The sequence below is a fragment of the Paenochrobactrum gallinarii genome (assembly GCF_014205685.1).
GTDB lineage: Bacteria > Pseudomonadota > Alphaproteobacteria > Rhizobiales > Rhizobiaceae > Paenochrobactrum > Paenochrobactrum gallinarii.
The window spans coordinates 1-21,997 of record NZ_JACIIU010000022.1 but is presented as its reverse complement, the minus strand read 5'-3'; the positions used below and the strand labels follow the sequence as shown (position 1 = coordinate 21,997).

20 protein-coding genes and 1 pseudogene are annotated in these 21,997 nt (G+C 48.3%); 10 read left to right on the top strand and 11 right to left on the bottom strand.

From position 1 onward, the window contains the following. On the top strand, positions 1-472 hold a 472-nt coding region (locus FHS77_RS13995; RefSeq protein WP_184224449.1), incomplete at its 5' end, for an integrase core domain-containing protein. A gap of 705 nt (positions 473-1,177) precedes the next feature. Here FHS77_RS13995 and FHS77_RS13990 read toward each other — a convergent pair. The 8 genes from FHS77_RS13990 to FHS77_RS13955 are packed head-to-tail and all read right to left on the bottom strand — an operon-like array spanning position 1,178 to position 8,947. Beyond that, positions 1,178-1,975, bottom strand: a complete 798-nt coding sequence (locus FHS77_RS13990) for an inositol monophosphatase family protein (protein ID WP_184224447.1) — start codon at positions 1,973-1,975, stop codon at positions 1,178-1,180. Next, a complete protein-coding gene (locus FHS77_RS13985; RefSeq protein ID WP_184224445.1) occupies positions 1,968-2,771 on the bottom strand; it encodes a glycerophosphodiester phosphodiesterase in 804 nt (267 codons plus the stop codon). The genes FHS77_RS13990 and FHS77_RS13985 overlap by 8 nt, the downstream gene beginning before the upstream one ends. Positions 2,772-2,785: 14 nt before the next feature. Further along, the gene (locus FHS77_RS13980; protein WP_184224455.1) at positions 2,786-3,649 is read right to left on the bottom strand and encodes an ABC transporter permease; all 864 of its coding nucleotides are present in this window, start codon (positions 3,647-3,649) and stop codon (positions 2,786-2,788) included. A 4-nt stretch (positions 3,650-3,653) separates the two neighbouring features. Continuing rightward, positions 3,654-4,571: an ABC transporter permease gene (locus tag FHS77_RS13975; protein WP_184224443.1), complete on the bottom strand. Its 918-nt coding sequence runs from the start codon at positions 4,569-4,571 to the stop codon at positions 3,654-3,656. Then, positions 4,571-5,587 carry an oligopeptide/dipeptide ABC transporter ATP-binding protein gene (locus FHS77_RS13970; RefSeq protein ID WP_184224441.1) on the bottom strand — a complete coding sequence of 339 codons (1,017 nt, stop codon included), beginning with the start codon at positions 5,585-5,587 and terminating at the stop codon, positions 4,571-4,573. The genes FHS77_RS13975 and FHS77_RS13970 overlap by 1 nt, the downstream gene beginning before the upstream one ends. Next, complete coding sequence (locus FHS77_RS13965) at positions 5,584-6,531, bottom strand: ABC transporter ATP-binding protein (RefSeq protein ID WP_184224439.1); 948 nt, start codon at positions 6,529-6,531, stop codon at positions 5,584-5,586. The genes FHS77_RS13970 and FHS77_RS13965 overlap by 4 nt, the downstream gene beginning before the upstream one ends. A 54-nt stretch (positions 6,532-6,585) precedes the next feature. Beyond that, complete coding sequence (locus FHS77_RS13960; RefSeq protein WP_184224437.1) at positions 6,586-8,154, bottom strand: ABC transporter substrate-binding protein; 1,569 nt, start codon at positions 8,152-8,154, stop codon at positions 6,586-6,588. Positions 8,155-8,173: 19 nt separating this feature from the next. Beyond that, positions 8,174-8,947 (bottom strand): DeoR/GlpR family DNA-binding transcription regulator, encoded by a 774-nt coding sequence (locus tag FHS77_RS13955; protein ID WP_184224435.1) that lies wholly within the window; start codon positions 8,945-8,947, stop codon positions 8,174-8,176. A gap of 313 nt (positions 8,948-9,260) precedes the next feature. On the opposite strand from FHS77_RS13955, the gene FHS77_RS13950 reads away from it, so the two are divergent. From FHS77_RS13950 to FHS77_RS16540, 4 genes and pseudogenes are all read left to right on the top strand, one after another. Continuing rightward, positions 9,261-10,034 (top strand): DeoR/GlpR family DNA-binding transcription regulator, encoded by a 774-nt coding sequence (locus tag FHS77_RS13950; protein ID WP_184224433.1) that lies wholly within the window; start codon positions 9,261-9,263, stop codon positions 10,032-10,034. 120 nt (positions 10,035-10,154) lie between these two features. Continuing rightward, positions 10,155-10,979 carry a glycerophosphodiester phosphodiesterase gene (locus FHS77_RS13945; protein ID WP_184224430.1) on the top strand — a complete coding sequence of 275 codons (825 nt, stop codon included), beginning with the start codon at positions 10,155-10,157 and terminating at the stop codon, positions 10,977-10,979. A gap of 7 nt (positions 10,980-10,986) precedes the next feature. Beyond that, on the top strand, positions 10,987-12,012 hold the full coding sequence (locus tag FHS77_RS13940; RefSeq protein WP_184224428.1) for an aldose 1-epimerase family protein: 1,026 nt from the start codon (positions 10,987-10,989) through the stop codon (positions 12,010-12,012). Positions 12,013-12,221: 209 nt separating this feature from the next. Continuing rightward, positions 12,222-12,659, top strand: a pseudogene (locus FHS77_RS16540) (hypothetical protein). A gap of 240 nt (positions 12,660-12,899) precedes the next feature. On the opposite strand, the gene pdxR reads toward FHS77_RS16540, so the two are convergent. The 3 genes from pdxR to FHS77_RS13920 all read right to left on the bottom strand — a co-directional run bounded on the left by pdxR (position 12,900) and on the right by FHS77_RS13920 (position 16,132). Further along, complete coding sequence (pdxR, locus tag FHS77_RS13930; RefSeq protein WP_184224426.1) at positions 12,900-14,339, bottom strand: MocR-like pyridoxine biosynthesis transcription factor PdxR; 1,440 nt, start codon at positions 14,337-14,339, stop codon at positions 12,900-12,902. A gap of 73 nt (positions 14,340-14,412) precedes the next feature. Continuing rightward, positions 14,413-15,096, bottom strand: a complete 684-nt coding sequence (locus FHS77_RS13925; protein ID WP_184224424.1) for an MOSC domain-containing protein — start codon at positions 15,094-15,096, stop codon at positions 14,413-14,415. Between the two features lie 223 nt (positions 15,097-15,319). Further along, a complete protein-coding gene (locus FHS77_RS13920; RefSeq protein ID WP_246431349.1) occupies positions 15,320-16,132 on the bottom strand; it encodes a hypothetical protein in 813 nt (270 codons plus the stop codon). A 449-nt stretch (positions 16,133-16,581) separates the two neighbouring features. On the opposite strand from FHS77_RS13920, the gene FHS77_RS13915 reads away from it, so the two are divergent. The 5 genes from FHS77_RS13915 (at position 16,582) to FHS77_RS13895 (ending at position 21,849) form a co-directional block, all read left to right on the top strand. Further along, positions 16,582-16,791: a YtcA family lipoprotein gene (locus FHS77_RS13915; protein WP_210307153.1), complete on the top strand. Its 210-nt coding sequence runs from the start codon at positions 16,582-16,584 to the stop codon at positions 16,789-16,791. 2 nt (positions 16,792-16,793) lie between these two features. Beyond that, positions 16,794-17,846: a multidrug transporter subunit MdtN gene (gene mdtN, locus FHS77_RS13910; protein ID WP_184224422.1), complete on the top strand. Its 1,053-nt coding sequence runs from the start codon at positions 16,794-16,796 to the stop codon at positions 17,844-17,846. After that, positions 17,830-19,740 (top strand): FUSC family protein, encoded by a 1,911-nt coding sequence (locus FHS77_RS13905; RefSeq protein WP_184224420.1) that lies wholly within the window; start codon positions 17,830-17,832, stop codon positions 19,738-19,740. The genes mdtN and FHS77_RS13905 overlap by 17 nt, the downstream gene beginning before the upstream one ends. After that, positions 19,737-21,305 carry a TolC family protein gene (locus FHS77_RS13900; RefSeq protein ID WP_184224418.1) on the top strand — a complete coding sequence of 523 codons (1,569 nt, stop codon included), beginning with the start codon at positions 19,737-19,739 and terminating at the stop codon, positions 21,303-21,305. The genes FHS77_RS13905 and FHS77_RS13900 overlap by 4 nt, the downstream gene beginning before the upstream one ends. 352 nt (positions 21,306-21,657) lie before the next feature. After that, positions 21,658-21,849 (top strand): hypothetical protein, encoded by a 192-nt coding sequence (locus FHS77_RS13895; protein WP_184224416.1) that lies wholly within the window; start codon positions 21,658-21,660, stop codon positions 21,847-21,849. Positions 21,850-21,997 lie beyond the last annotated feature (148 nt).

Genomic DNA, 21,997 nt, shown 5'->3' with positions numbered 1-21,997 from the left:
TGTCCATGACCAACTGGCAACAGGTAAAAAGCTGCGTATTTTAACCATCGTCGATACCCATTCACGCTATTCTCCGGCAACCGATCCTCGGTTTAGCTATCGCGGTCAGGATGTCGTCCAAACCCTTGAACGGGTCTGTCGTCAGATTGGTTATCCGAAGGCAATCAGGGTTGATAATGGCAGTGAGTTTATCTCTAAAGACCTTGAATTATGGGTTTATATGAACGCTGTTATTCTAGATTTTTCCAGACCTGGAAAGCCGACTGATAACGCCTATATTGAATCATTTAACGGCAAGTTCAGAGCTGAATGTTTGAACCAGCATTGGTTCATGACCCTTGACGATGCCCGCCAAAAGATGGAAGATTGGCGTGTAGACTACAACGAGGTTCGACCTCACAGCGCTATAGGGAATAAACCGCCGATTTCGTTGATGAATGGCTCAGGCGCATCTGGTTCGCCCAAAGCCTAAACCCCGGGAAAGTTCCCCAGCCGGGTGGTCCTAAAAAGGGGAGCGCGTCAGTATAACCCCAGACTCTCCTGAAAAATGGAGGAGTGTTGGGGATCACGTCACAGCGTTGTTGCAGGGATAAAAAAACAGGTGGGTTCCCCCCTGTCCCCTTATATTTATGCTATGCGTTGGAACTCTGGACGGCGAAGTTTTGTCATCTAACTGAGAACACGGACGCAGATCTTTTGCTCTATTTTTAGGTTTCGAAATTCCTCGCTTGGAGTTTTGCGCCGATCACTTTTTCCATCGGTCCATTTACGTTTCACTCCGGCTGCGCCGATTGTAGCCGGATGATTGTTGCCAGGCCAACCGGCCTCGGGTCTTAATCCCGGCTATGTTGCGATCTCTGGCCGAGGGGTGAACGTGTCCCCGCTCACAGCAGTTACAAATGCGCTTGCGGCTCAATCACGATCTTTCCTTACAATCGGGTTCGGACCATGGCGGCAACAAAGTCTGTCGATTTTCGCAAACGGCATAACCTTATCGCTCAACCTATCTGAATGATGAATGGGTAGAGAATAACGCTATTCACATCGCCTCTTATAGAGCGAAAATGTGGGCTTTTTTTTCAAGACGGCCAGCCAATTATAGCAGAGTAATCATCACCGGCTTTCGCAAGTCAGGCATCGAACCTATGGTCGATGCCTGACTTAAGAACCGTCTTGGTCACGCAATTTTCTCGATTAATGGATGAAGTTTTTTAATCATAACATCATTACTGCAGGCAAAACGCAGTTTTTGCGAAAGCTCGACTTCATCCCAATCAATTGTGTGAGTAATCCTTAAGCTTTCCAGAATAGCGATGCCCGCCATCACATCCCATGTCGCATCGCCCAGTGCAAGATATGCATCTGTCTCACCCAATGCCACGCTGACAAGCGACAAAGTGGATGCGCCACAGCATCGAAAACTAATGCGCAAATCGTCTGAAATAAACCGGATAACTTCTAATCGATCAGCCGTTTCAATGGACGGATGCATACCAAAACCAATGACGGCTTTTGCCATATCAAGTGCCGGCAGCGAGGGCAGAATTTCGCCATTCTTGCGTGCCGGAACGGAAACTCCGCCTGTTATCAGCAAATCACGAACCGGCGCATAAATGACACCGAATACTGGTCGTTTATGCTGATAAAGGCCAATGGAAATCGCCCAATCCTGACCGCCACGTACAAAATTGAAGGTGCCGTCAATCGGATCAATCACCCAGATCCGGCCTGACACCCCCTTGATTTCACCGCCCTCCTCACCAAAAACGCCGTCATCAGGAAATACTTCGCGCAGACGCCTGATTAGAAAATTTTCAACCTCCTGATCTGCTATTGTCACCAGATCAAGATGACCTTTTTTCTCAATTTTCAAAGATTTAAGCAGAGCAAAATGCTGAAGTGCCAATTGTCCCGCATCGCGGGCAATTTTTTCAAGAATGGCTTGTTCTTGCTCCCTTAAAATTACCTCATGCATTCGCCTGATCCTTCAAGCGCTTGACCTGTGCCACATCATTGCTGATAAGTTGATCTAACTGGCCATCGCGGATCCATTTGATCACGTCTGCTTCAATATCGGTGCCATATTGTTTGAGCGGAGCCAGTTTGGATGGCGGCGGAACATGCAAAAAGGCAGCAATGCCTGCTTCATGCAACTGGATAGCCTCACCGCTTGGAAAATGATAAATCTCCAGATTAATGGCGTCTACATTGGCTTCGATTGCAATGGCAGCAGGATCAATCAAACGGGAATGGGACAGACCGACAGTTGGCACATCGGGGATATATTGCTTAAGCGCGCGTAATTGCACAAAATCAAAAGATGAGAATTGCAAAAGGTCGGCACATTGCAATTCATCAATCAGCGCACGTAATTTAGGAAACAGCACCTCATCAAGATTATAGTGCTTGAGTTCCAGCTGATAGATAATTTGATGCTCGCGGGCAAATTCCAAAGCTTCACGCAAAAGCGGGATGCGTTCACCGGCAAATTCTTTACTAAACCAGCTCCCCGCACTTAAACGTGCCACTTCTGCATAGGTCATGTTTTTAACCAGACCGTGCCCATTGGTGGTGCGGTCAACGGTTTCATCATGCATTAATATCAATTCGCCATCACTGGTGATGCGCAAATCTGTTTCGCAAGTCACCCCTGCTCCGGCAAATTCGCGCGCTTTCAAAAAAGCGGCATAGGTGTTTTCCGGCGCCTCTTCGCTGTGGCCGCGATGGCCTGCCAACCGCATGGTTGCAGGTGTCGTTTTGAGCGGGTTCATTTATATTCCTTTCATTAACGCAGACGTGCGTCAAAGCGATCTCGCAAATAGTCGCCAAGTAAGCTGATGGATAAAGTGGTCAATACGATAACAAGGCCCGGAAGAGCAGTTAACCACCAGGCAATCGCCAGATAATTACGCCCGTCTGCAACCATGAGGCCAAGACTGGTGGCGGGCGGCTGGATACCGAGCCCCAGAAAACTCAAGCCGCTCTCGAGCAAAATGATTTCTGGAAAATTAATGGTAAACTGCACAATAAGCGGGCCTGCAATATTGGGCAGAATATGGCGCAGATAAACCCGTTGCGCCGGAACGCCAACAATAAAGGCGGCTTCTGCATAGCCTTCTTGTTTGGCACTCAACACAAGGCCGCGGGTAAGGCGTGCATATCTTTCCCAACTGGCAAAGCCGATGAGGAAGATAAACAAAACCGGACTAGAACCGAACATCGCCAATACGCCAAGAGCGACAATGATAAAGGGCACTGAGGACATTGCATCGGCAAAGCCCATAATCAGATTGTCGGCCCAGCCACCAAGATGGGCAGCCGTAAAACCAAGACTGATACCGATGAATGCACAGATCAGCGAGCCCAACAGCGCGATTGCCAATGTCGTTTGTAATGCAGCCAAAAGATTGCTCAGCACATCTCGTCCCAGATAATCAGTGCCGAGGAGATGATCGGGCATCGCAAAAGGTGCCGCAAAACGGGCAAGCGGATCCTGCTGCGTATACTCATATGGCGAGATCCATTGTGCCGTCAGCGCCGCAAAGACAATGAGACTAATGCAAGCACAACACAGAAAAATGCTGAAAGGCATGGCTGGGCGTTTAGCTTTATTTGACGCAAATGGGCGGGAAAGAGCTTTAATTCGCATCATATTATTGCTGCCGCATTTTAGGGTTGAAGACCGCATAAAGTACATCAACGGTAAAATTGATGGTGACCATGAAGGCGGTAAAAAGGATGATCATTGCCTGAACCACATTAAGATCGCCGCTATTGGTGGCATTAACCAGGCCGCTGCCAAGACCCGGCCAGGCAAAAACCGGCTCGATCAGGACGGAGCCGCCCAGCAGACCACCGGCAATAAAGCCGATTGTTGTGACCATCGGAATAGCGGCGTTGGGCAAAGCATGCAGAAAGATAATGCGCCATTTGGAAATGCCATCGGCACGGGCGGCGGCAATATAAGGTTGTCCGAGCACATCAATGAGGGCCGAGCGCATGAATCTTGCGATCGCCGCCGCATTGAAAAGTGCGATCGTCGCGATCGGCAAAATTGCATGTCGCCATGTCGAGCTGCCCGAGCTTGGCAGCACCCGCAGCCACACAGCAAAGACAAAAATAAACACCAGACCAAGTAAGAAATTGGGAATACTGTAGCCGAGCACCGCTGTCGCCATGACAGATTTATCCATCGCGGTCTCACGTCTTATCGCCGCCAGAATGCCCGCAGGAATACCGATAAGAATACTGATGAGGAGCGCGGAAACCGTAATCATCAGTGTTTTCGGGATGCGTTCAGCAATAATGGTGAAAACCTCGCGCCCATCAGCAAAGGAAACACCAAAATCGCCCTGAAAAGCATTGGCAAGATAAATCAGATATTGCTCGGCAATGGAGCGGTCGAGCCCCCATTTTAGTCTGAAAGCTTCCAAGGCTTCCTGACTGGAATTATCGGGCAACATTTGCTGTGCCGGATCGCCACCCAACCGCAAAACCACAAAGACAAAACTGACGGTGAGGATCAAAACGCTGAGCGCACGCGCAAAGCGGGTCAGAATGAAAGTTCCCATTACGCCACCCCTGTATGGATTAACGCAGATTTCATATGAGGCACAGCGCCGGCCAATTCTTCTGCGCGATGGCACGCCACCTGCCTGCCATGAAAATCGCGCAAAACCGGCTCGGAACCTGCACATGCGCCCTCAGCCAAAGGGCAACGGCTGCGAAAGGCACAACCCTGACCAGATTGCTCTGATCCGGCTTCACCTTTGACCGGCGGCGCAATATTGCGGATAGATGGATCCATTGTCGGAACCGATGCCAGCAAGGCGCGCGTATAAGGATGAAGCGGGTTCTTATAAATAGCGTTGATTTCGCCCGTCTCTACAATCCGACCGAGATACATGACCGCGATACGATCAACCAGATACCGGACAATACGCAGATCATGGGTTATAAAAACATAAGCCAAATCAAGCTCTTGCCAAAGAGAGCGCAAGAGCGCGACGACCTGCGCCTGTACCGAAACATCAAGTGCAGAAACGGCTTCGTCGAAAACAACAAGCTTGGGATTTAAAATCAACGCACGGGCAATCACAACACGCTGTCTCTGGCCGCCCGACATCTGATGCGGATAGCGGCTCATCATAGCGCCCGAAAGACCGACCCGTTCAAGCATTTCAGCGCTGGCAGCATAGGCCCCTGCCCTATCCGCTAACTTATGAACAAGCAGAGCTTCCGAAATTTGCTCGCCAATAGTCATCTGCGGATTGAGTGCCGATAGCGGGTTTTGCTGCACCAAAGCTGTTTGACGGCGGAATCTCTTCCAATCTTGTGCACTGCGCGTTTTATGGTCTTGCCCCTCAAAGCAAACCATACCCTCGCTTGGCGGCGTAAGACCAAGCAATAACCGCCCCAAAGTCGATTTACCGCTGCCGGATTCCCCCACGATCCCAAGACGCTCACACGGAGAAAGACGAAGACTGATCGAATTAACTGCAATTTTTGGTGGTGATTGCCGTAAAAAGCCAGATTTCTGACGGAACTTTTTTGTCAGATGATCTGTTTGCAAAAGTGGACTAGTCATGAAACCACCGGATAATAGCACGAGACAGTATGGGCATGATTGACTGGTGTCGGTGAAGGGAAAACCTGGCCGCAGACATCTCTGGCATGGGCGCAACGCGGATGGAAATAACAGCCGTCGGGCAAGTCATTGAGCATCGGAACCGCACCCGGAATAGGAACCGGCGGTTCCAAATTTTCAGGGTTGATGCTCGGCATACATCCGATCAAAGCGCGCGCATAAGGATGGACAGGTTTTTTAAGAAGATCGGCGACAGGTGCGGCCTCGGTAATTTTGCCGCAATACATCACCGCTGCTTTATCAGCCAAACGTGCAATGACCCCCAAATCATGGGAAACAATAATAAGCGCCATACCGGTTTCGGCTTTAAGCTCTTCCAAAAGATGCAAAATTTGTGCCTGCATCGTCACATCAAGCGCGGTTGTCGGCTCGTCTGCGATTAATAATTGTGGCTTGGCCGCAAGTGCATGGGCAATCATCACCCGTTGGTTCATACCGCCGGAAAACTGATGTGGATAGGCTTTTAGCCCTTGCTTTGCCTGATTGATACCAACACGCTCAAGTAGCCTTATCGCTTCCATACGCGCATCATTGCCCTTCAAGTTCTGATGGCGCGCAAGCGTTGATTGCAGATAATAACCGATAGTGTGCACAGGATTGAGGCTGCTGGTCGGATCCTGAAAAATCATGGCAATTGATGGTTTTGCCGTTGCAGGTGCGGTCGCATTATGATTGCAGAAGTCGATTTTTCCTTGGGTATGCACCACGCCTTTGGGCAGCATATTGGCAATGGCGTAACAGGTCATGCTTTTGCCGCAACCGGATTCGCCTACAAGGCCGAGTGTTTCTCCGGCTTTGAGATCAAAGCTGATGCCATCAATAATTTTTATATTTTGTGCCGGCACTTCGACCACAAGGTCACGCACGCTCAACAGCGTTGACATAGGCAACTCCTGAAACGGTGCGCGTGATACGCGCACCGTTCTTAGTTATTTATTTCAATTGAAGCTCAGATTATGGGCGCGCAGTTCCATGGTCTCGAATGTGACCGGACGCCAATTGACATCTTTGCGGGCGGCATAAACATCAAATGGCTGATAAAGCAGCACTGCTGGTGCCTCTTCTTCGAAGAGGTCGCGCATACGATTGAATGCTGCAAGACGCTCTGCACCATCTTCCATTTCGGCCACTTTTACGGCAAGGTCATTAAATTCCTGCGGCGCATCCCAGCCCCAGCGGGTTTGAACAGCGCGACCAGGGCCAAATTCCGAAACCAAAGTGGTCAGACCATCTGGCAACCATTGGCCGTTTGACCAGTTGCGGATCATCACATCTGCATCTTTTGGTGTTGTGCCCGGTGCGTAGACAACCGGTACAACATTGATGCCGATTTCCTTCCACATTTCGATCATCATCATCAGAGCAGGCACGGCGTTGGCGTAATAATTGCCCATTGTGTGATAGGTGATCGGCGAACCGTCATAGCCGCTTTCTTTAACCAGCCGTTTGGCTTCTTCAATGTTATATTCCATCGCGCGGCGGTCTTTGTCATAGCTTGCGCCAAAATGCGGAAAGTTGAAGCCGTTTGGAATGGAGGCCTGATTTTTCCACAGGGCTTCAACCAACAATGGGCGGTTGACAACCAATGCCAATGCGCGACGCAATGTCTTGTCTTTGAAAATCGGCAGGTTCATGTTGAAAGTAAACATGTGCACGTTTTCAATCAGCGTGCCACGTGTTTCCAGATCATCATAGCCGTTGATCAAAGTCATATCATCAGGTGTCAGCGTAGTGATAATATCATATTCACCGCTGATCAGACCGGCAACACGGGTGGCTGGCTCAGGCACTGCCTGATAAGTGATGGTTGAAGCGGTTGGCTTTTCGCCCCAATAATCTTCATTGGCGCTCAAAACAACACGATCGTTGGTGACAAGTTCAGAGAGTTTATAAGGACCTGTGCCAATTGGTTTGCTGCCGAATGCCACTGCACCCAGCTCCTTATAATAGTCTTTTGGCACGATACAGCCCAACCATGAGGCAAGGTATTTTTCAATCAGATAAGATGGTGTTTTGGTGCGCAGCACAACGGTATATTTATCTTCCACAACCGGCTCATCCCAGTTCGGCGAGAAGTTGCGGCCATTAGGAACGGTTTTGAGCGCTTCATCGCCCCACAAACGCTCTGAAGAAAATGTATAGGCAACATCTTCCGCAGTCAGCTCCGCACCATTATGGAATTTTACGCCCTGACGCAGCTTGAATCTGACAGATTTGTCATCGATACGCTCCCAGCTCTCCGCGAGCATCGCTTTCAGTCCGGTTCCGCCACCGGTCGCCCCATCACCAAAATAATCACGCGCCAGCAGCGTGTCAAACACCTGATGGATAATACGCGGACCGGTATTGCTGATGCCGTTAATCGGTTCCAATGAAGCTGGCAAACCGTTAACGCCAATGCGCAATGGGCGCAATTCCTGTGCGAATGCAAAATTGATGCCGGCAGTTGAAGCCAGTGCAACGGCACTGACCCCGAACATGAATTTTCTGCGGTTGGTTTTAAACATTGTAATGATAGACTCCAGTTTAATCGGCGATGATAAATTTTCGTCGCAGGTTTTCGGGGGTTTCTGAAATGATCGGACGTGCAGCGCTGTCGGTAATGATGGCACCGACATCTTCGATATCGGCAATTACGGACAGGCTGGATTTTGTGAATTTGGAATGATCGGCAACAACAATGACACGACGCGAGATTGCGATCATGCTGCGCTGTATGCTGGCATTGGCCGGGCTTGATGTGCATAAAACGCCGCGATCAAGTTCAATAGAGCTGACATTGAGAATTAATTTATCAACGGTAAATTGCCGTATGAACTCCTCGGCAAGCGGCCCGCGAAAGGAACGGTTGGTTGCGGTATATTCACCGCCAATCGTATAAAGGTTTTTGATTTCGCTACGTGTTAGTTCGCCAACGATATCAAGACCATTGGATATCAGTGTCAGGTTTTGTCTGGGGGAAAGCTGTTGTGCAACTTTAAACGAGGTTGTACCAGCATCCAATAAAACAGTGTCGCCATCTTCAATCATTTCTGCTGCAACTTTAGCTATCGCTTGTTTTTCGGCTGGATAGGAAACAGCACGCGTATCATGACTGATATCAAGCGCTACCTGATTGATGCCAACCGCGCCGCCATGGGTGCGGCGCAGCAAGCCTGCGGCTTCCAGCTCGTCCAGATCTCTGCGGATTGTTGCGAGCGAAACATCAAACTGTTCCGCCACCATGCGCAGAGCGACGAAGTTTTCCAGACGCAACAATTCAATAATTTTGATTTGTCGATCTTCCGCAGCGGTCAGCAAAGTTAAGTTCCTATCAATACATGATGTAATTCGATCATCTGTGAGTGATATCTATCTTTGTTGAATGACAGTTGTATGACGGGATATGTGCATGAGGAAAATTTTTAAAAATTTTATTGTCGTAAAAATGCTATGAAAATCAGGTTATTTAGTGCACGAATACCCAAACAGGCTGTAAAAATAGAAAATCTTGATAAAATATGCATTGTTTTGATTTGAATGATGGTGAGTGCTTTTCAAAACCTGTGCAGCTTGCATTCACTCACATGAATCTTTATGAGCGATATAGATCATACACAAGCGGGACGTTGACATGATGAGTGCTGCTGAAACCAGACAAGAAGCAATTATAGTTATGCTGCGGGATGAACCATTTCTCAGCATTGGCACTTTGACGCAAAAATTTGATATTTCTGTCGCAACAGCCCGCAGAGACTTGGCTGAGCTCGAAAAAAACGGCCTGTTACGCCGCACCCATGGTGGCGCGGTGAGTGTTTCGCAAGTTGCCAACGATTTAAGCAATGCTTTACGTGCAGTCTCGCAGCAGCGGGAAAAGCAGCTCATCTGCAAAACCGCTGCTACTATGATTGATGATGGTGATGTTGTTTTGCTTGATGCAGGTACCACCACATTGGAATTGGCAAAACTGCTTGCTTTACGTCAAAATCTGACATTTATCACCAATAGTGCAGATATTATTGCTGAATTCATCCGGCATGATGTGGCAAATTTTTACGCTGTTGGTGGTGAGTATGCTGAAATAAACCGCTCTTTTCGCGGCAATCTGGCCGAGCAATTCATTCGCCAATTCAATGTTGACAAGCTGGTGCTCAATGCTGCCTCCATTGATCTGGAGCGCGGTGTTATTTTGACCGGATCACCGGTGAATGCCAGTATTCAACGGGCAATGCTCGAAGTGTCAAGGCGCATTATTGTGGTGGCTGATCATACGAAATTTATGAAGTCCAGTTTTTCCGTGGTGGCAAAAATTGAAGATATCAGCACGATTGTAACAAATGAAGGCGCCCGCTCCATCATCGAAGCCAGCCCTGAAAAATTACGAAAAAAGTTTGTGATTGCCCAATAAGAAACGTGGTCAGTCCATAATAACAGCACTTTGGCAGAGGTTTCCAAGCGGATACCCGCTCTCGCCCTTGCAGCTTCTGCATCTATGCTGATTTTCCTTAAAAACCCAAAGAGTTTCACTATGCTAGAGATTTTACCTTCCCGTCACGGACAAGTGTTGATTTGTGGTCATCGCGGCCATTCCATCGAGGGACATGAAAATACACGCCCTGCTTTGCGCCGTGCCGCAGAACTTGGTGCCGCCTTATGTGAGATTGATCTTCGCATTACTGCCGATGGACAGCTTATCGTCTTTCACGATGATATTTTGGATCATTCTTCCACCGGAACCGGACTGATCGCTCGTGAAAATTATGATAAAATTTGTAAGTTTCGTACAAAAAACCGTCATGGATTGACGATTGAGCCGCAGCAGATTGAAAAATTTGAAGATATTTTATCCTATAGCCGTGCGCTTGGACTGAGTTTGATTGTCGAAATTAAAGACAAATTTGTCGATGACGACTATCTTCAAAATGTTATTAAAGCTCTTGAAGACAGTGCCATGCTCGATCATGTTTTGATCAGCTCCTTTGATTATGTGGTGTTGCGGGATATCAAACGATTGGCACCCACAATCAAGATTATGGGAATTAATTATCATCACCTGGTCGATCCGGTTGCGACTGCTGAAACAGCAATGATGAATATGCTGAATACGGATTATCCGCAATTTTCAAATGCGCTGGCCGAGAAACTTCATGCCGCCGATATTGCTGTCAGCCATTATCTTCCGGTGCCTTCCCATTTTGAACTCAGACGCGGCTATGGCTTTGATTATCTGGCACAATTGGAGGCTTTTTTAGTGGCGGGACATATCGATATGCTGGTTTGTGATGATGTCGCCTGGATGGTGGATTTTGTCACTAAATGTGGCCTGAAACCTGTAAAAAAAGCTAAAATCTGAGTTCAGCATGACACATCCGGCCAAAGATTTATCGCATTCAGAACTGCGTCAAAGAACCGTTGACGGCAGAGGGCTCGCAGACATCCGCTTGTTACAGATGGACGATGGTCCAGGGCGCGGACAAAGATTACTTCAATGCCGCAATGCTGTTGGTGTTACTATCGAGATAGCGGTGGATCGCGGTTTTGATATTGCCAGCCTGTTATGGCGTGGTGTCAATATTGGCTGGAATAGCGCCAATGCTCTGCCTTGGCCGCTTAATTCGGCCGATGCCGAAAATGGGGTGGGTTTTTACCGTAATTTTGATGGTTTTATAGTGACCTGCGGGCTTGATCATATTGGCGGAGCGCGTGAAGGGGATGCTTCACATTTCATACATAAGCATCGGAAACAGGTCTATTATCCGTTGCATGGCCGTATCAGTGCCCAACGCGCCACCATATCTGGTTATGGCATTAACTGGGAGTGTGATGTGCCGGAAATATGGGCTGAGGCGGTTATCAGGCAGAGTTCCGTTTTCGGTGAAAATCTTGTGTTGCATCGCCGCATCAAGCTGGACGTTTTCAGTGGTAAAATCCGCATTGATGACAAGGTGGAAAACAGAGGATTCCGCCCTACCCCCCATGCAATTCTCTATCATGTAAATTTTGGCTATCCGTTTCTCAATGAGAATATCCGTCTTTCCGGTGATATTGATGCGGGTCTAATGCACACATTTAATGCTGAAGATAAGCGCGCCGATGATGATTATGTGGATTATTTTCAGGAGTTTCCATTAAAATCAGACAGAGATCTGGTGACGGTTGGTTTGCAAAATAAGAGCTTTGCCGGTGATGTGAATTTGAAAATGTCATTTTCATGTCAATCATTACCCAAATTTGGTATATGGCGGGCTTTTCAGTCCGGTGTTTATGCGCTCGGCCTAGAGCCGACCAACCCGCAAATTCATGACGAAAAGCAAAAGCAATGTTTGCAAACTTTAGCAGCTCAAGAAAGTAAAAACTACTCGCTTGAAATTGAGATTTCCTCTTAACAGTGGGCGGAACAATATCTGTTCCCTCAGACACGCTAAGGCAGAACGGAGTGGCAGCGATTATTTACGCGTCCTGAATCGCGATTGAGGTCTCGAAAGAACAGATTTTCCGGCATGAGAGCAGAATTCGAGGTAGTGATGCAATTTTTTCATCACTGCTGAACTATATGCCGGTCATTGATAAGCATAATTGATTGGGGTGATCACGGATGACAATCGATTTCCAGGGAACTCATTTCCCTAAAAGGGTCATGCTGCACGCGGTTTTCTTTTACGTGCGTTATCCGGTTTCCTATCGTGACTTTGAGGAGATCATAACCGAACGTGGTGTTGATGCTGATATGCGACATTGAACCTGTCTGTATGGTGCTGTTGACCACGACGTCCAAACCCTTGACTTTATTCTCTGTAAGCGCCGAAATCTTGGTGATGCAAATAGTTCTTTAGTAAAGCTATCGCAAGCAATAGTGTTTCGGATTAGATCGTCATTGATAAAACGGATCACCAAACAAATGATGGGCTTCAAAGTGCTCCATTCCGCATCAGCAACTATCGCAGGCATTGAAGAGGCTCAAATGATCCGCAAGAAGCAATTGGCAAATAATAACCGCTCGCCATTTCAGGCCTTTACTGACCTCGCAGCATAATTGAGCCCACAGATAAGGCCACTTTTACGCTACTGAAAATTTATAACAAAACCGAACTTGCTGCCGGCGGTTCTTATAGCTGGAACAATAATAGCTATAAGCTCTATGGCGAAGGCATGGCCAAAACTTCGCTGAACCATTTTGGCAAAAGCTATAGTGTAAAAGGTTCTGTTGGCTTCAAGGTCAACTAGTAATCACAAGCGCTGCCCTTTCGCAGAGGCAGCGCTTTCAGCAAAATTGTCAGTTCGGCTTGGCGCGGATCAGAATTTGTATCGCACGGCTGAGCTCTTCCTCATTCATGCTGGCAAAGCCTAAACGGAACGCTTCAATCGGCTGGGTTTCATCTAGCGAATAATGAATACCTGGTAAGAGCGAAAGCCCCAAACGAGTAGCGTTTTCCGACCACTCCTGCGCATTGAGCCCGTGTTTCAAACGCAGCCAAATCGCCAAGCCGCCCGATGGCAGTGTAAATTCCACATCATCGCCAAGCCGCTCGGTCAAAATTTCTGCCAGAAAATCACGTCTGGCATGATAAATCCGGCGGGCTTTTCGCGCATGACGCTTCATCGTGCCATCAGAAATCAAACTGCTGAGCGCCAATTCCAAAGGCACATCACCCTGACGGTCAATCGCCTCACGCTGCAAAGCCATTTTCTTCAAAATATCCTGCGGTGCGATCGCATAACCAACACGAATGCCGGGTGCCAAAAGCTTGGATAAAGAGCCTAAATAGATAATCGGCAGGTCTTTATCGGCACGCGCGCGCAGTGGCAAAACAGGTCGCCCGTCATAACGATATTCGCTGTCATAATCATCTTCGATAATCGTCAGACCATAGCGGCGCGCAATATCCAGCAAGCGCAAACGACGCGCTGCGCCCAGTGTAACCGTAGTCGGATATTGATGATGCGGCGTGATATAAACCGCACGCAATGTTTTGTCTCGTTTGGCGATTGCCTCCAAAACATCCACATCAATACCGCCATCATCCACCGGAATACTGATGAGATTGGCACCGGCGGCACGAAATGCTGCCCATGCCAGCGGATAACCCGGATTTTCCACGGCAATGCTGATGCCACTTTCTGCAATGGCACGCGCTGTCAAAAACAGCGCCATCTGACTACCGCGAGAAATCAGAATATCCGGCTCTGATGCAATCAGCCCGCGCTCGGCATTCAAATAGGTTGAGAGGTTCGAGCGCAGATATTCATTGCCGTTAACGCTGTCATTAGATTGGTTATCCAGAAAACTATTGCTGGTTAAAGCACGGCGAAAGGCCTGCCAAAATGGCACAATCGGCAAGAGTCGCGCATCCGGTGCACCATCGGAAATATTCCACAAATATTGGCGCGATTTCCGTTTAAAGGGCTTCGCATTTGCGTCATTCGCTTGCGAATTTTGTGACTTTAATAAGTCCGGCAGATCATCCGCCACGAAAGTTCCGCGCGAAGCTACGGCATTGAGCCAGCCTTGCATTGTCAGCTCATGATAGGCCGCATCCACCGTGTTGCGGTTTAGTTTAAGGTTTTTGGCAAGCGAGCGTGTGCCCGGCAAAGCGTCCCCTGGTTTCAGGCGGCCGCGTTCAATTTCAGCAATGATTGTGCGTGCCAGTGCCAGAAAAATAGGCTCGCTTTCTTTGACCCTGACTTCAATTGCTAATGTTGTACCTTTTCCCATATCACCGATCAGTTCTTAAAATATGCAGTCGACGGACATGCTGTTGGTTCGTTTTAGATATGATTTCAGTCTGTTATGCGTCACCTTGTAGTCGTCGGCTCCAGTCTTCCACTTTGCCAGAGCCTAAGCGTTTGCTGGCATATTGCCGCCAGCTATCGGCCAGCGGCTCTAATGCTGCCATCTGGCTTAAAAGATCATGATTGAGCGTATCGACATAAAGAACATGCCATGTTTTGCGGATCGTCCACTCAGGAGCCAGCCGGTCAGCCAGTCGGAGCGTATCACCGGCCTGCACATAGCCTTGCTGGAGTACCCGATAATACCAGCCGGTACGGCCGGTTTTTTGCAAGCGCAGTGCCATATCCCTGGTGTCAAAACGTATATTGAGTTTCCAGCATGGCTGACGGCCTTGGCTCACCTGAATGACGGCTGCACCAAGTTTAAAAATATCACCGATTGCAATTGTGTCTTCGCTGATACCGCGTGTGGTCAGATTTTCGCCAAAGGCACCCGGCCGCCTTAAAATATCTTTATCGCCGATTTCTTCACGCCACTGCTGATAATGATCAAAGTCATAATGATGCACAGCTTTTTCAGGTCCGCCATGATGTTTGCGGTCACCCTGCTCATCATTGATAAAACCTTCCAGCCCCAGCCAGCATTTTTCTGCAACCGGCGATTTGCCGATAGCGCTTGGCAGGCCACGCGGGCCATAAGGCACGGCAGATCCGACTAAAAGCTGATCAATCAAAATCATCTGAAAAGCCTCAATTTTCTTAGTTGAGTCCAACTCTCTCATGGGCTCCATAATATATAACCGGATGAGGCAGATGATCCAGATTATTTATATCAAATAGGCCGGCTTCGAAAAATCTGAATTGTTTTCGCAAGCCGGATCAAAGCAATTATAGCTTAAATAATAAAAAAACTGCCTAGCAAGTCAGTGCAAGGCAGCTTTAGCATTACAAAAGTAAAAATTATCAGAAGCGATATGTCACGCCAAGCACAGGGCCTTTAAGTGTGGTGTCATAGGTATGACCGCCGGAGCTGTAATCAACACGCAGATATTTATAACCAACAGACGCCGAAAGATGCTCAGTGAATGTATAATTCAAGGTCGCCAGACCCTGCCAGGTTTTTTTGGAACCGACATCAAAGCCACCGCCATCACCTTGTACTTGCAAAGAGAGATCAGGGGTGAAATTAACAAAGGCTCTGAAACCGATAATCGGATCAACCCAGCTGAAGCTTTCCTTGTGGGATTCCGAGAAGTGATTATAGCGAATAGTCACATCATTGGAAATATGCCAGATGCGAACACCGCCAAGCAAATCGAGCGAGACAGTCTCATCATTATAGATGCGGTAACCACCCTTTAAAGTGGCGGTGAACTGTGCGGAATCGACCGTTGCGCTTAAACCCTGAACATTGCCAATCACCGGCAATTTGCCAATATTTTCAACATCAGTGGTGTTGATATACATCAGATCGCCGGCCAAGATGAAATCTTCATATCGGCCTCTGAAATCAACAAAACCACCAAAATTCAAATCTTTAACAATATCGCTGAAGGATTTTTCAACTTCTATGCTCGGCGCACGTTTGAACGGCGAAATATTGCCCTTCAAACCTGAAGCCCACATATAAGGCGTAATTTGCAGAGACCAGTTTTTAGGCGCTGGCAGCACCACATCTTCAGCCGGCTGATTGTCGACAGTAATAGCATCAGCTGCAAAAGCATGTGTGCTTGAAATAGTTGCAAGCAAAGCAGCTGCAAGGAGTTTCTTCTGCATTTTGTCTCTCTCAAATCACCAATTGATTTTTTATAATAAATTCCGGCTGTTTATGGAACTCAATCTCTGCATGAATATTGTGTACAGAGATTTTTTATCGAGAATAGTTCGGATATTAATGATGAAAAGGCAATTAGCAATCGTCGGAGAATAATAGTTTTTCTGCCCGCATGGTTGAAAAGTGCAGTCTTTATACCAGCAATATACTCCTATCAATATATCCGTATTTTACTTTAATGAAGCGCCGTCACGATTTGATATTTCGTGATCATTCTTTCTGATTATTTTGGTTGTTAAGCTTGTTCTGTAATTCTTATGTGCAGTTCGCAGGCTTGGCCCCTTAGAGGGTGGACTTTAACTAAAATTGTTGGAATAAAGTTTACCAGTGCAAAAGCTCTATATGAATGGTTTTGCCAGATGAAACCTTATAATGGCTGAAAGCGAGCATAATGGTGCAAGGCCCGACATTCTATATGGCAGGTGCTTTTTTTCCCTCCTGGATGGTTTGTCTGGCCGGAGCGATTGTGATCGTGCTGATTTTACGGTTGATATTTATCCGCACCGGTCTTGATGATCTGCTCACATTTCGTCTGATGACTTACACCGCCATGGTTGTGGCGATTGCTTTTGCGCTTGCACTTCTGATTTACGGTCGTTGAAGATGGAAACAAACAGTTACGCTAAAAAACCACTTAATGCCGTCGGCCTGATTATCTTCGCGCTGGCAGTGGCGGCCGCTGTTTTCATGACATGGATTTACATGCGCCAATCACATGAAAATCCATATTCAGAAGATGCGGTCATTGGCGCTAATCTGGTCAATATTTCATCGACTGTTCCGGGGCGCATTATCGAGATTAATGTGCGCGAAAATGAGCGCGTTAAAAAAGGCGATCTGCTTTTTACTATCGACCCGAAACCTTTAAGTCTTATCGTCGAGCAAACCACTGCCGATCTGGACATGGCAATGGCGACAATGGAAGCGCAACGCCGCGCCTTGAAAGCAGAAACCCAAAATGCACTGATTGCCGACCAGCAAGTGGTGCGCGCCCGTACCAATCTGGATCTGGCCGAAACAACATTAAAGCGCCTGGAAGCCTTAAGCCCGAAAGGCTATGTCACCAAGCAGCAGGTGGATGACGCAAGAACATTGCGCAATGATGCGCGCATTAGTTTGACCCAGGCTACACAGCAAGCCGATGCCGCCAATGCACTTGTCGGCAATCTGGACAACACAGAAGCATTAGTGCGCGCCCGTCAGGCCGCGTTGGCACTCTCACAGCATAATCTTGATAATAGCAAAACCTATGCTCCGCATGATGGTTTGGTGGTTGGCCTGCTAAATTCCAGCGGACAATTTGTTATTTCCGGTCAGTCGGTTTTCACCCTCATTGACACCTCCGAATGGTTTGCATCCGCAACATTCCCCGAAACAGAGCTAGATAATATTCGTATTGGCGATTGTGCCAGCGTGCGCATTCTGGCCAATAATAATATGGTGGTGAAAGGCAAGGTCGACAGTATCGGCTGGGGTGTCAGCTCCGAAGATATGATTAATATTCCGCGCAACCTGCCTTTTATCCCTAAGAACCTGAATTGGGTGCGCATTGCGCAGCGTTTTCCGGTGCGGATTAAACTGATTGATCCGCCAGCCGAATTGACACGCGCCGGTGCCTCCGCTGTTGTGACAGTGCATAATGGCAACGCGTGCTGAAGCTTCGCTGTCAGCGGCGATCAGGCAGACATTAGCGGATCTCGCACCCTTTCCGGGACGCGCCGCCGCCACATGGCGTGTGGCTTTTGTCTGTGCGCTTGTCAGCGGCATTGCCATGCTGTTTCATATTCCCGAAGCCGCAATCAGTGTCTATCTCGTCATTTTCCTGATGAAACCGGACGGGGCTGAAAACACGCTTGTAGCCTCCGCAGCCGTTATTGCCATTACGCTGCTTGTGGTGTTGATGATACCGCTGTTGCAATCAACTGTTGAATCCGCATTTGTGCGCATTCTGGTGATGATTATTGCCTCTTTTATTTTCATTTTTATTGGTGCTGCCAGCAAGCTTGGCGAAGGCGGCAGCATCATCGCCCTGATTATCGCGTTTTTATTGACGCTGATCAGCATGGTTCCGGTCAATGGCGTCATTTCGCTGGCACTGCGTTATGCTTGGGAAATGGCAATTTTGCCAATGTTCTGCATTGCTGTTTTCAGTCTGTTTTTCGGTCAATGGAGTGTGCGGCTGTTGCGCAAACAATTGCGCGAACGGCTTTGCCTCGCTTATCAATTATTAAGCGGTCAAAATGCTGAAACAAATAAAAAACTGGATGAGTTTTTAAGTGAAGGCAATGAAGCGGCAGAAAAAAAGCTAAAACTCACGCAGATTTTTCATCAAACGTCCAAAGATAAAATTGCACAGATCAGTGTTGATATTCCCGCTTCTTATCAGCTGGTTTATGCCTCTGCGGCTCTGGCGCGTGAAGGTGAGACGCATGAGCGTTTGCAGCATGCTGAAACCATCGCAACGATGATTGAGGCGCTTGATAAAGGCGCGCCTTTATCTGCAAATCTGCCAGCCGATAAGGCGGAGACACAAACACCGAAAAATTCTGCAATCAGCCAAGCCATTCATGCAATCAGCGGTGTTGTAAAACCCGATTACAGCAAAAGCGGCAATGACGGCTTTTTCAAACCGGATGCTTTTACCAATCCGATCTACCAGCAATTTGCGCTCAAAACCACGCTCGCAGCGATTTTGTGCTACATGTTCTATGCAGCGCTTAATTGGGATGGCATCCACACTGCGATGGTCACCTGTTATGTGGCGTCCCTCGGCACTGCCGGTGACACGGTGCATAAGCTGGCGCTGCGTATTACCGGTTGTCTGATCGGCGCGTTAATGGGCGTGATTTCCATCGTCTATCTGCTGCCTCAGCTGGAGACCATCGGCGGTTTGATGCTGCTGGTTTTTGCCGCCACTTGGGTGGCAGGCTGGGTTGCCGCCGGTAGCCGCAAAATTTCATATGCGGGCGTGCAAATTGGTCTGGCTTATACATTGAGCGTCTTGCAAGGTTTTGGCCCGACCACCGATCTTGATACCGCACGCGACCGCGTCATCGGTATTTTGATCGGTAATGTGGCGGTTTATCTGGTGTCGGTTTTCTTATGGCCAAAACCGGTGAGCCAAACAGCGCGTGATAATCTGATTAAAGCAACCCGCAAATTGGCTGATCTGGCGCTTGTTCCCGCCAATGAGCGCCCGCAAAGTGTGGCGCAAATTGCCGAGATAGAGCGCTTGCTGGCAGATGTGCGCTATTGCTATTATTTGCTGCCATTCGAGCCGCATCATCTGCGCCCGTCGCAGCAAATGGCGGAAGCCGGCAACAAATATACCAAAGCGCTTTCCGACATTGGACAGGCGATTTATTTTACCCAGTCCCCGATGCCGGAAGTGGCTGGTCGTTTGAGACGGTTGGCAAATCATCTTGAGACCTATAATTTGAAAAATACCAAGCCAAAACCACCGGCAGAAACCGTGGGTCATTATCAAAACCAGCATGTAGCGGCACAGCTTGCCGATTTGGAAATTTTAGTAACAGGCAGCAGTTTATGACCGGCAGACGTTTTTCAACTTTTCCATACTTGCCGGTTTGTGCATTATTTTCGCTTGGCATAGTGCTTAGCGGCTGCGCAACCGATGCGCTGGAACTGGCACCAAGCGCGCCGGACAAACCTTGGGTTGCGGGCGAAAAAGACGTAAAAAGCAAAGCCCTAGTAACGGATGCCACAGCAAAAAGCGGCGCTGCTGATTTTGGCGTCGCTTCAAATCCGGAACTGGCGCTGATCAGCACGTCGGTGGAGGTGGATAATCCCCGCTCTTATGATCTTCCGGCTTTGATTGATCTGGCACAACGCAGTAACCCCACCACGCGCAATGCATGGGAGCGCGCCAAACAGGCAGCGCTTGCCGTCGGCATGACGGAAGCCGTTTCACTGCCGATGATTTCCACCAATGTGATCGGCGGCTATCAGAAGTCCAGACGCCCTGTTGATGTGCCGATTGTCGGTGAAAAAGTTATCGACACCACCGTTAAAGGCGTTGTTCCGGCATTGGCGTTGAAATGGCTGGTATTTGATTTTGGCCAGCGCGCTGCCTTGCGTGATGCCGCGCGTGAAGTTTCCTTTGCGGCCAATGTCACCTTTAACGCCTTGCATCAAAAGGTTATTTTTGATGTCACACGCCGTTATTATGAACATTCGGCAGCCGTCACAGGCCACCAGATTGCCCGGCAAACATTGCGCAACTCCAAAGCCGTGCTTGCCGCTGTTCAGGCAAAACTCAATGAAGGACGCGCCACCACAATTGAGCTGGCACTTGCCCGCCAGCAAGTGGCACAAGCAGAATTGCGCATTGTGCGCGCCAATGGCCAAGAGCAAAACACCTATCAATTGCTGCTCGCCGGCATGGGTGTAAACGCAACGCTTGATCTGAAAATCAAGGGTGCGCTTGACCGTAAAATTCCAAGCCGTTTTGATGGTGTGACGCAGGAAGTGATTGAAGCAGCCCTGTCGCGCCGCCCCGATATTCAGGCAGGCTATGCCGCCATGCAGGCCAGTCAGGCTGGCATCCGCGTGGCACAAGCCGAATTTATGCCAAAGGTCTTTATCGCGGCCACCTTGTCAAAACCATCAGGCGATTTCAACATTGGCGCATTGCCGGATCTCAACAGCCAGTCTTCATCGAAAGGCGTGATTATCGGCGCATCCATGCCGATTTTTGACGGCGGGTTGCGGGCAGCACAGCTAAAAAATGCGCAAAGCGTTGCCAATGTTGCCACCGAAACATTCCGCAAGATGCAGCTTGATGCAGTGGCAGAAATTGTGCTGGCTTCTAATGCCTTGAAAACCGCGCTTGCCGCCAATAATGCTGCCAACACTTTGGTGCAAACTTCAAATGTCGCTTTTGATGCGTCATTGGAGGCTTATAAAAACGGGCTTGGCACAATCACTATGGTCAATGAAACCAATAATGCTTTGCTGGATGCACGACTTGCGCAAGCCGATGCAAAAGCAGCGGCTTTCATTGCCGCTGCCAATCTTGCATTCTTTGCCGGTGCGCTCACCTCATCTGATCAGGCGAGCAATCTTTCGCAATTGCCGGGCGTTGCCACACCCTGACAAAGGCTAATTCCAATTGCTGAATGAGTCAGACAGATCACGCCAGAGTTCAGGTAGAAACTGTCTGTCTCCAGCAAACAAGCATCCAGCGCGGTGCTGATTTTTGCTCATCCATCGGATCAGTACGGGGTTCGGTCATAACCGATTATCGCCATTGATGCTTACGCTTAGGATAAGGTAACGATGCCTTTCGAGCAGTTCTTATTATACCCCCTATATATTGCCATTTTAAAATAATCTCTACTAAGTTAACGTTTTCTAGTTAGCTCAGTTAATACCAATGCGTATAGATGCGAATGTGCCACGATTTGAAAAATTCAAACCACACTCTGGTTGAAAAGGTTTTTTAGATATGAAGCATCTTATTTCCGTGTTTTCTCTCGCAGCCTTATTGATGACATCGGTCTCAGCAATGGCTATCGACCGCCAAAAAGCCTGCGAAGCAGCAATAGAGGCTGCAAAAATACTTTGCAAAATGCCAATGTCGCGCGGCAATGGTTCCGCTGCCGCTTGTCTCGGTGCTCAGGTTGCTGTCGAATTTTAGTGTAATTAAATGGTTCTGTCGCAAAGATCTGAAATGGTGAACGGTTATCGTTTTGTAAGAGCCCCCGAATTCTCCGGACATTTTCTCACCCTTAATTAAGGGTTAGGAGTAATGTTAGGCATATGACTAGTCATAATTCGCATATTGA

Excerpts from the sequence above, each read along its gene's own strand:
- FHS77_RS13990 (WP_184224447.1), bottom strand. The coding sequence starts at position 1,975 with ATGCATGAGGTAATTTTAAGGGAGCAAGAACAAGCCATTCTTGAAAAA.
- FHS77_RS13985 (WP_184224445.1), bottom strand. The coding sequence starts at position 2,771 with ATGAACCCGCTCAAAACGACACCTGCAACCATGCGGTTGGCAGGCCAT.
- FHS77_RS13980 (WP_184224455.1), bottom strand. The coding sequence starts at position 3,649 with ATGCGAATTAAAGCTCTTTCCCGCCCATTTGCGTCAAATAAAGCTAAA.
- FHS77_RS13975 (WP_184224443.1), bottom strand. The coding sequence starts at position 4,571 with ATGGGAACTTTCATTCTGACCCGCTTTGCGCGTGCGCTCAGCGTTTTG.
- FHS77_RS13970 (WP_184224441.1), bottom strand. The coding sequence starts at position 5,587 with ATGACTAGTCCACTTTTGCAAACAGATCATCTGACAAAAAAGTTCCGT.
- FHS77_RS13965 (WP_184224439.1), bottom strand. The coding sequence starts at position 6,531 with ATGTCAACGCTGTTGAGCGTGCGTGACCTTGTGGTCGAAGTGCCGGCA.
- FHS77_RS13960 (WP_184224437.1), bottom strand. The coding sequence starts at position 8,154 with ATGTTTAAAACCAACCGCAGAAAATTCATGTTCGGGGTCAGTGCCGTT.
- FHS77_RS13950 (WP_184224433.1), top strand. The coding sequence starts at position 9,261 with ATGATGAGTGCTGCTGAAACCAGACAAGAAGCAATTATAGTTATGCTG.
- FHS77_RS13945 (WP_184224430.1), top strand. The coding sequence starts at position 10,155 with ATGCTAGAGATTTTACCTTCCCGTCACGGACAAGTGTTGATTTGTGGT.
- FHS77_RS13940 (WP_184224428.1), top strand. The coding sequence starts at position 10,987 with ATGACACATCCGGCCAAAGATTTATCGCATTCAGAACTGCGTCAAAGA.
- pdxR (WP_184224426.1), bottom strand. The coding sequence starts at position 14,339 with ATGGGAAAAGGTACAACATTAGCAATTGAAGTCAGGGTCAAAGAAAGC.
- FHS77_RS13925 (WP_184224424.1), bottom strand. The coding sequence starts at position 15,096 with ATGATTTTGATTGATCAGCTTTTAGTCGGATCTGCCGTGCCTTATGGC.
- FHS77_RS13920 (WP_246431349.1), bottom strand. The coding sequence starts at position 16,132 with ATGCAGAAGAAACTCCTTGCAGCTGCTTTGCTTGCAACTATTTCAAGC.
- FHS77_RS13915 (WP_210307153.1), top strand. The coding sequence starts at position 16,582 with ATGGTGCAAGGCCCGACATTCTATATGGCAGGTGCTTTTTTTCCCTCC.
- mdtN (WP_184224422.1), top strand. The coding sequence starts at position 16,794 with ATGGAAACAAACAGTTACGCTAAAAAACCACTTAATGCCGTCGGCCTG.
- FHS77_RS13905 (WP_184224420.1), top strand. The coding sequence starts at position 17,830 with ATGGCAACGCGTGCTGAAGCTTCGCTGTCAGCGGCGATCAGGCAGACA.
- FHS77_RS13900 (WP_184224418.1), top strand. The coding sequence starts at position 19,737 with ATGACCGGCAGACGTTTTTCAACTTTTCCATACTTGCCGGTTTGTGCA.
- FHS77_RS13895 (WP_184224416.1), top strand. The coding sequence starts at position 21,658 with ATGAAGCATCTTATTTCCGTGTTTTCTCTCGCAGCCTTATTGATGACA.